The sequence below is a fragment of the Streptomyces muensis genome, assembly GCF_021474425.1.
In the GTDB taxonomy this organism is placed as follows: Bacteria; Actinomycetota; Actinomycetes; order Streptomycetales; family Streptomycetaceae; genus Streptomyces; species Streptomyces muensis.
Genome location: NZ_JAKEIP010000072.1, coordinates 26600 through 34772, shown reverse-complemented (window position 1 = coordinate 34772; position 8173 = coordinate 26600). Strand labels below are relative to the sequence as shown.

The following is an 8173-nucleotide window of genomic DNA, read 5'->3' as shown; positions in this document are numbered from 1 at the left end:
GTGCGTGGGGGTTGCTCGCGCCCACGCGGCGGAGCCGCATATGGACACAGCCCCGCGCCCCTTGGGGTCGGGCCACTGGTCCCACCTCAGGGGCGCGGGGAACTGCGCGACCAACCCACGACCACCCGCAGTCGCCAACGAGCCGGCATTCCCGAGCTCCCAGGCGCCCCTGCTCACCAGGCGGCAGCCCAGAGTGCCGAAACCCCGCCCGAGCGGCCCTCACCCCCGTTACCGTTGTCCTTGATGGGACGTCATGGGTGGAATTCGGGGGCACGGCGGTGGCGGCTCACCGCGCTGCTCGGTGTGGGCGTGGCCGCTCTGGCCCTGGTGGTGACCCTGCTCAACACGCTTCCCGGGAACGGCGCGAGCACCGAGGGCACCACACGCGACGGCGACAAGGTGCACGGCAGCCCGACGGCCACGCCGGACGCCACGAACCCCGAGGTCGGCTGGGGGTTCACCCACACCCAGTACAGCGCGGACGAGGGCGCCGCCGCGGCCGTGAAGCGCGTCGAGGGGCGGCTCGCGGACGCCGGAGGGCTGCCGCAGATCCAGCACATCATGGGCTGGGGCGCCGACAACCCCGAACCGGTCGAGGGGCGCTACGACTTCGAGGCGATGGACCGCCGGATCGACTTCGTCCGCGCCTCCGGCAGCACCCCGGTCGTCACCCTGTGCTGCGCCCCCGACTGGATGAAGGGCGGCAAGGCCGGCGTCGACGACACGAACTGGAGCCAGGGCGCCCTGGAGACGGCACCCGAGCCCGAGCACTTCGACGACTTCGCCGCGCTCGCGGTGACCGTCGCCAAGCGCTACCCCGACGTACGCCACTTCATCGTGTGGAACGAGTTCAAGGGCTTCTGGAACGACGCCGAGGCCCGCTGGGACCACGAGGGCTACACCAAGCTGTACAACCTGGTCTACCGGGCGCTGAAGAAGGTCAACCCCGACATCATGGTCGGCGGGCCGTACCTCGTGATGGACAGCGTCGACCCGCGCGCGGAGGAGGCCTCGAAGGCCCTCACCGGCCCCTGGGGCGCCCTGGACCAGCGCACCGTCGACGCCTTCGCGTACTGGAACGAGCACAAGGCGGGCGCCGACTTCGTCGTCGTGGACGGCTCCAGCTACACCCGCGACGACGAGCTGCTGCCGGACGAGTTCACGGCCACCGACAAGTTCACGGCCGTGGGGGAGTGGGTGCGGAAGCAGACGGGTGATCTGCCGCTGTGGTGGGCCGAGTACTACGTCGAGCCCGCCGACGGCAACGACGACCGCAAGGGCTGGTCCGAGGCCCGCCGGGTCGCCGTCCAGGCCGCCGGGATGATCGCGCTGGCCAAGGGGGGCGCCACCTCCGGCTTCTACTGGAACCCGCAGGAGGAGAAGGGCACCGAGTGCGCCGGCTGCCTGTGGACGCCGACCGACACCGCGGGCGGCGGTGCGAAACTGCCGATGTACGACCTGGTCGCGCGCTTCAGCAAGGAGTTCCGGCCGGGCACCGAGCACCGGCCGGTGTCCGTCGACAAGCCCGACGTCCGGGTCCTGGCCACGAACCACGTGATCCTCGCCGTGAACACCCTCGACCGGCAGACCAGCGCGAAGATCGACGGCAAGAAGGTCGAGCTGCAGGCCTACGAGGTCAGGTGGCTCGAACGCTGAGCCACCCGCCCCACCCCGCTACTTGATCGTCAGGAACCGCTGCACCAGCGACGCCAGCAGCACCGCCAGCAGCGGCAGCGAGAACCAGAAGCTGCTCTGCAACCAGCGCAACTGCCGCACGCTCGGCGCCATCGCCACCCGGACGAGCTCGCGGGCCATCAGCAGCACGATCAGCGCGAGCGCCGCGAGCCCCCCGACCACCGACCACGGCGTCCACGTCACCTGCGGTCCGATCGGCCCGGGATCGGCCTTCGGGACCTCGCCCGCCGGCTGCTTGCGCAGCGCGTACATCGTCACGTCGGCGTTGGCGAAGACCTTCTTCAGCTCCTGCCGCTCGTCCAGGTTACGGATCAGCCGCGACTCCCAGGTCGCCGAATAGCCCACGTCCATCCGGAGATAGGTGACCTGACCCCGGTTGATCATCAGATACGAGTTCGGGCCCGCGTCCTTCAGCGACTTGACCAGCCCCGACACCAGCACCGGGTCGGGCGGCGCCAGCGTCGGCAGATACTCCACCTTCTCCATGTCCCGCGAGCCCCACGGCATCGACGGCGTCACCACGTTCACGGGGTCGTCGCTGAGCCACAGCAGCCGCACGGTCGGATCGTCATGGGCGTACACGTACTCCATCGCGGCGACCTCGCCGGGCCGGATCCGCTCGAACGGCTCGTTGCCCCAACGGGCCACCAGGAAGCCGCCCATCAGCACCAGCCCCGCCATCAGCGCGGCCAGCGGGGCGAGGCTCACCTTGTCCTTGTCGCGCTCCTTCGCGGTGACGCCGGTGCGCGGGAAGAACGCCAGACCCGTGAGCAGCGCGGCGCCGGGCAGCGCGAACATGAAGACGCGCAGCGCCATCTCACCGCCGTACGACTGCATGCCGAAGCCCAGGAACGGCACGAAGGTGAGGACGAGCAGCGAGCGCTCCCGGTAGTGGTGGAAGCGCCGGCGCCACCAGCCCCAGCAGGCGAAGGCCATCACACCGCCGGCCAGCAGCACGCGCACGTACAGCACGAGCTTGTGGGTGGAGCTGCCGCCCTCGATCCGGCCGGAGACGGACGACGACACGTTGCCGCCGACGCCGCCGACCCCGCCGAACAGTTCGTCGAAGTGCCCTGACCAGTACGGCTCGGCCATGAAGCCGATCCACACCGTCACCATGACGCCGAACAGGATCGGCAGCCCGCGCAGTTCGGACTTGCCGATCAGGACGAGCCCGGTCAGCACGCCCAGCATCACGAACGGCGTGAGCTGGTGGGCCGGGACGCTCGCCGCGAACAGCCCGATGACGACCGCGAGCAGCACCGCCTGCTGCCGCCGGTTCGCCGGCTCGACCTCGACCTCGCCGGGACGCCGCTTGGTCCAGATCACATGCGGCGCCCGGAACCAGACCAGCAGGATCGCGGCGAAGACGAGATACAGCAGATACGTGAAGCCCTGCGGCGAGAAGTAGTCCTGGCCCACCCAGCCGCTGAGCACGAACACCCAGATGCCGGTCCACTTGGCCCGCCAGCTTGCCCGCATCGAGCGCACCAGCAGGAACATCGGGACCAGGTACAGCAGTTGCATGGCCAGCGGCCACCAGCGGATGACCTCGGTGAGGTCGCCGACCCCGCACGCCTTGGCGACGAACGCGGCCACCGCGAAGAACCCCGGCCAGCTCCAGCGCGCGTCCAGATCGGGCACGGCGGACCCGGTGCGGTCGATGTAGTCGAGGAAGCCGAGGTGCTGCCAGGCCGTCGCGAACCGCGGCTCGATCTCGATCAGCGCGGGCAGGGCGTGCAGCGACACGACCGTCGCGAGCAGGGTGACCAGCAGCAACGCCCGGTGCTCCCGGCCCAGCCACAGCAGCGAGGCGAACACCACCGCCAGCAGCGCGGCCCCGACCAGCGTGGGCATCGGCAGCACGGAGATCAGCCCGAGCCCGCCCATGCCGTCCAGGTCGGCCTCGCCGAGCCGTAGCGCGGGCACCCAGTACAGCAGCAGCGCGGCGATCAGCAGACAGCCGAGGACGACCCCGAGACGGGTCGGCAGCAGCCGCTCACGCCAGGTCGACAGCGACGCGTCCGGCAGCCGTAGGGGCTCTTCGTCGGGCATGGGCGGCTCTTCCCGTACGGCGGTCTCCTGCCGTACGGCAGCCTCCTCGCGCTCCTCCGGTTCGGCGCTCTCCTCGACCTTGCCGGCGTCGAACGCGTCCTCGAACGGCGCGTCCACCTCGGCCGGCCCCAGCGACACCTCCGAACCGGGCCGGCGTTCCTCCACCGGCAGCCCGACCTCCGGCTTGCGTGCCCAGGCCGGCCGGTGGTCCGGGCGGACCGGCGGGGTGCCCGTGGGCGGAGTGCCCGGCCCCGGGCGGACGTCGGGCCGGCGGTCCAGGTGGTCGAAGTCGACGTGTATGCCGAGGGCGAGGGTGTCGGTGTCGAGCGCCCACCCCGGCCCGCGCCTGCGCGCCCCCTCGGACACCTCGCGCGCCCCCAGGTCGGCGAGGTCACCGTCGGGCGCCGCGCCCTCGGGCAGCTCGGCCGAGGACGCCCGCACGGTCCGGTACAGCTTCGGTGCGGCGATGGCCACGATCACGGAGAGCGAGACGATCTCGGCGACGCCGGCACCGGTCAGGCCCATACGGGGGAGCAGCACCAGCGTCAGAACCAGCACCGACGCGCACAGCAGTCCCTGCAGCCAGGCCAGTCCGGCGGTGCGGCTCTGCGCGCGCAGGACCGCGAAGTACGTCTCCATCACGACCCGCAGCAGCGCGCCGACCGCGAACCAGCGCAGCAGCGGGGTCGCCGCGTCCGCGTAGCCCTGGCCGAAGACGCCGAGGATCCAGGGCGCCCCGAAGAACAGGACCGCCGCGACCGGCACCATGATCCGCGCCATGCGGCGCAGCGCGGCCCGGGTGTTCGCGGCCAGCCGCCTCGGGTCGTGCGAGCCCTCGACCGTGAGGGAGGCGCCCATGTTGATGGCGAGCAGATTGACCGTGCCGCCGATCGTGGCCGTGATGTAGAAGTACGCGTTGTCCTCGGCGGAGACCTGCGCGGCCACGATCACCGGGATGAGATAGACCACGGCGAGGGAGAACAGCGAGCCGGTGTAGTCGCCCGCCAGGAACCTGCCGATCTCCCGCAGGGACGGCGGACGGGCGTGCTCCTCGGTCGCCGCCACATGGCGCGGCACCAGCCGGCGGAAGACCAGCCAGCCCAGTGGCAGCACGGACACCGCGATGGCCGCGACCCACGACACGAAGACCCCGGCGGTGGGGATCGCCACCGCGAACGCCACCAGCAGCGCCAGCTTCACCGCCGAGAACACGGTGTTGCCGACCGGCACCCACACCGCGCTGCGCAGCCCCGTCAGCACACCGTCCTGGAGGGTGAGCAGATTCCAGGCGATGACGGCCACGACGAAGAAGAGCCCGTTCACCGGCCCGTTCAGGAACCGGTACGACGGCCCCCACAGGTCCAGCGTCAGCAGGAAGAGGCCGGCCGCCAGCGCCACCACGACACAACTGCCCGCGTACGTCCGGAAGATCAGACGGCCGCTCCTACGTCCCGCCACGGGGATGAACCGGGCCAGCGCCCCCGTCAGCGTCACCGCCGTCAGACCCGCGAGGAACTTCATCGCGGCTATCGCGGCGGACCCCTGACCGACCGCGGACTCGGAGTAGTAGCGGGCGGCGGCCAGCCAGAAGCCGAGACCCAGCACGGCGGAGATACCCGTGTTGATCATCAGGGCGTAGGCGTTGCGGAACAGCTGGCTGCCCCCGGAGGACCCGCCCATGCCGGGCAGGCGAAGCCGGCGCCCCGACTGCTCGGGCGCCGTCGCGTCGGTCGAGGCGGGCTCGGTCGTGGTCGTCGTGTCAGACACGGGAACGGATGGCCTTCCGGCGGACCTGTCGGGCTCTGCGGACCACGGCGTACCCCTTGGTGAGGGCGCGGTCCCTGGCGAAGGTACGGGCGATGGCACGGCCCTCGACCATCCGCCCGAACTCCTCGACGCCGGTGGTGCGGCGCACGGTGAGCCGGGTGAGGGCGTACGGCCCCTGCCGGCGTCGCGCGAGGCCGTTGTTGACGGCGAGCGCCTGGGCGTACCCGGTCTCGTGCACGGCCTCGCGCACCCGGCGGCTGGAGTAGCCGTAGGGGTAGGCGAACGACGCCGGGACGGTGCCGAGTTCGTCGCCGATGATCTCCTTGCACAGGATCAGCTCGGAGCGCAGCCTGTCGTCCGGGAGCTGGTCGAGCTGGGGATGGGTGTGGCTGTGGCCGCCGATCTCGACGTCCGCCCCGGCCAGTTCGCGGACCTGGTCCCAGTCGAGCATGGCGTCCAGGCCGCCGCCCATGTCGTGCGGGCCCTTCAGCCAGCCCGTGGAGACGAACACCGTGGCGGGGAAGCCGTGCTTGGCCAGCACGGGCAGGGCGTGCCGGTGCACGCCCTCGTAGCCGTCGTCGAAGGTGATCAGCACCGGCCGCTCCGGCAGCGGCCTGCCCGAGCGCCAGCGTGCCGCGAGATCGGCCGTCCGCACGGGCGTGAGGCCCAGGTCGCCGATCAGCGCCATCTGTTCCGCGAACGCCTCCGGCGCCACCGACAGCTCGCGGGTGGCGTCGTTCGGCGACGTGGAGACGGCGTGGTACATGAGAATCGGTACGCGCCCGTCGGTCATCTGCGGCCCCCCTCGATACCGGCCTCCCCCTCGACGCCGGCTTCCCCTTCGATCCCCACCACCGAGTACGTCGCCCCGCCCCGGCGCGCTCGGACACTCCCCACGACGTACCCACCGGCCGCCGTCAGCACGCCGGCGACGATCGCGCCGGCCCGCCCCGCACCGCCCCGCCGGGCCAGCACGGCGTCCCGCAGCCCGCGCGCCACCCCGGCCGGCAGCACCCGGGTGGTGTACCGGCGCTCCGACTCAAGTCCCTTGTCGGCGCCCACACTTCGGGCCACGAGCGCCTTGGACAGGCCCTCGGCGTACGTCCGCGTGCGGAAGTAGCGGAAGTGCTCGCGCGGTCCGGGCACCCGGTGGTGGATCACCGCCCGGTCGTCGATCAGCAGCACGGCGTCCGGCCTGGCGCGCGTCAGCCGGATGCACAGCTCCGTCTCCTCGCAGCCCAGCGGCAGCCGGTCGCCGTCGCGTCCGATGCCGGTGGCGAAGCCGCCCGCGAAGTCGAACGCCGTACGCCGGAAGGAGGCGTTGCCGCCGAGGACGTTGCGCACCTTCACCCGGCCGTGCGGAAGGCCCCGGTAGGTGCAGCCGACGACCCAGTCGAACTCCTCCGGGAACCAGTCCGGCCGCCTCCCCGACGCCCAGATCGGCTCGGTGCGCCCGCCGACGGCCATCACGTTCGGGTCGGCGTACGCCGCCGCGAAGTGCCGCAGCCAGTCCCGCTCGGCCACGGCGTCGTCGTCGAGGAACGCGATGACCTCGCCGTAGGAGGCCGCGATACCCGTGTTGCGGCCGGCGGACAGACCCCGGGGACCCGCGTTGGCGAGCACCCGTACCCCGGCCGTCTCCTTGTACTCCTTGGTCAGCCGGTCCAGGAGCGCCTCGTTGTGGTCGACGACCAGCAGCGTCTCCAGGGCCGGATACGACTGCGCCCGCACCGAGGAGACCGCCGCGAGGATGTCCTCCCAGCGGTCCTCGGTGTACACGCAGATCACGACGGAGATGTCGGGACCGCTCAAGACGCCTCTCCCCGCACCGAGTCGAGCATCGGGGAGTGGCTCCTGCGGCTGCGCAGCGCACGCCGGTTGGAGCGCTCCTTCAGGATCACCTTGAGCACCCGCAGCCCGTCCCGCACGGCCCGCAGATTGCTCGTGCCGTGGATGCGGAGGTACTCGTGGCTGGGGATCTCCTGCACCTTCAGCCCCGCCTTGACGACCCGGATGTTCATCAGGGTCTCCACCTCGAAGCCGGTGCAGTCGAGTTCGATCTTGTCCAGGCAGTGCCGCCAGAACGCGTTGTATCCGTAGCAGAGATCGGTGTAGCGGGCGCCGAACTTGCGGTTCACGGCCGTGCACAGCGCCCAGTTGCCGAGCTTGCGGATGAAGGTCATGTCGTCGGTGCCGCCGCCGTTGGCGAAGCGCGACCCCTTGGCGAAGTCCGCGCCAGAGACGAGGGCGGAGACGTACGACAGGATCTCGTTGCCGTCGGCCGAGCCGTCCGCGTCGACCATCACGATGATGTCGCCGGTGGCCGCCGCGAACCCGGTGGTCAGGGCATCCCCCTTGCCCTTCCCGCGCTGCCGCACGACCTTGACGTCCGGCCACAGCTCACGCGCCACTTCGACGGTGTCGTCGGTGGAGTTGCCGTCCACCAGGACCACTTCGTGTATCCAGTCCGGCAGTGTCTTGAAGACGTACGGAAGGTTCTCCGCCTCGTTCATGGCCGGGATCACCACGCTCACCGGCGGCGCGATGGCCAGGTGTGTGGAGACGGGCCGATACTTGCCGGCCGGTGACGGATCTTGGTCCGTGACCGCCGGGCGCAGCACAGAACTCATGAGTCAGGTCCCTCTCGTCCGGTGGA

Annotated in this window: 5 protein-coding genes; 1 reads left to right on the top strand and 4 read right to left on the bottom strand. The window is 71.2% G+C overall.

Annotated features, from left to right (window positions below; genetic code table 11):
* Nucleotides 1–243: 243 nt before the first annotated feature.
* Nucleotides 244–1656 carry a GH39 family glycosyl hydrolase gene (locus L0P92_RS19135; protein WP_234763962.1) on the top strand — a complete coding sequence of 471 codons (1413 nt, stop codon included), beginning with the start codon at nucleotides 244–246 and terminating at the stop codon, nucleotides 1654–1656.
* 18 nt (nucleotides 1657–1674) lie between these two features.
* On the opposite strand, the gene L0P92_RS19130 is transcribed toward L0P92_RS19135, so the two are convergent.
* From L0P92_RS19130 to L0P92_RS19115, 4 genes are read right to left on the bottom strand one after another with little or no spacing between them, the layout of a single operon-like run.
* The gene (locus tag L0P92_RS19130; RefSeq protein WP_234763961.1) at nucleotides 1675–5517 is read right to left on the bottom strand and encodes a lipopolysaccharide biosynthesis protein; all 3843 of its coding nucleotides are present in this window, start codon (nucleotides 5515–5517) and stop codon (nucleotides 1675–1677) included.
* Nucleotides 5510–6310 (bottom strand): polysaccharide deacetylase family protein, encoded by an 801-nt coding sequence (locus L0P92_RS19125; RefSeq protein ID WP_234763960.1) that lies wholly within the window; start codon nucleotides 6308–6310, stop codon nucleotides 5510–5512. Before L0P92_RS19125 ends, L0P92_RS19130 begins: the two co-directional genes overlap by 8 nt.
* Nucleotides 6307–7329: a glycosyltransferase family 2 protein gene (locus L0P92_RS19120; protein ID WP_234763959.1), complete on the bottom strand. Its 1023-nt coding sequence runs from the start codon at nucleotides 7327–7329 to the stop codon at nucleotides 6307–6309. Before L0P92_RS19120 ends, L0P92_RS19125 begins: the two co-directional genes overlap by 4 nt.
* Nucleotides 7326–8147: a glycosyltransferase family 2 protein gene (locus L0P92_RS19115; protein WP_234763958.1), complete on the bottom strand. Its 822-nt coding sequence runs from the start codon at nucleotides 8145–8147 to the stop codon at nucleotides 7326–7328. The genes L0P92_RS19120 and L0P92_RS19115 overlap by 4 nt, the downstream gene beginning before the upstream one ends.
* Nucleotides 8148–8173: the final 26 nt, after the last annotated feature.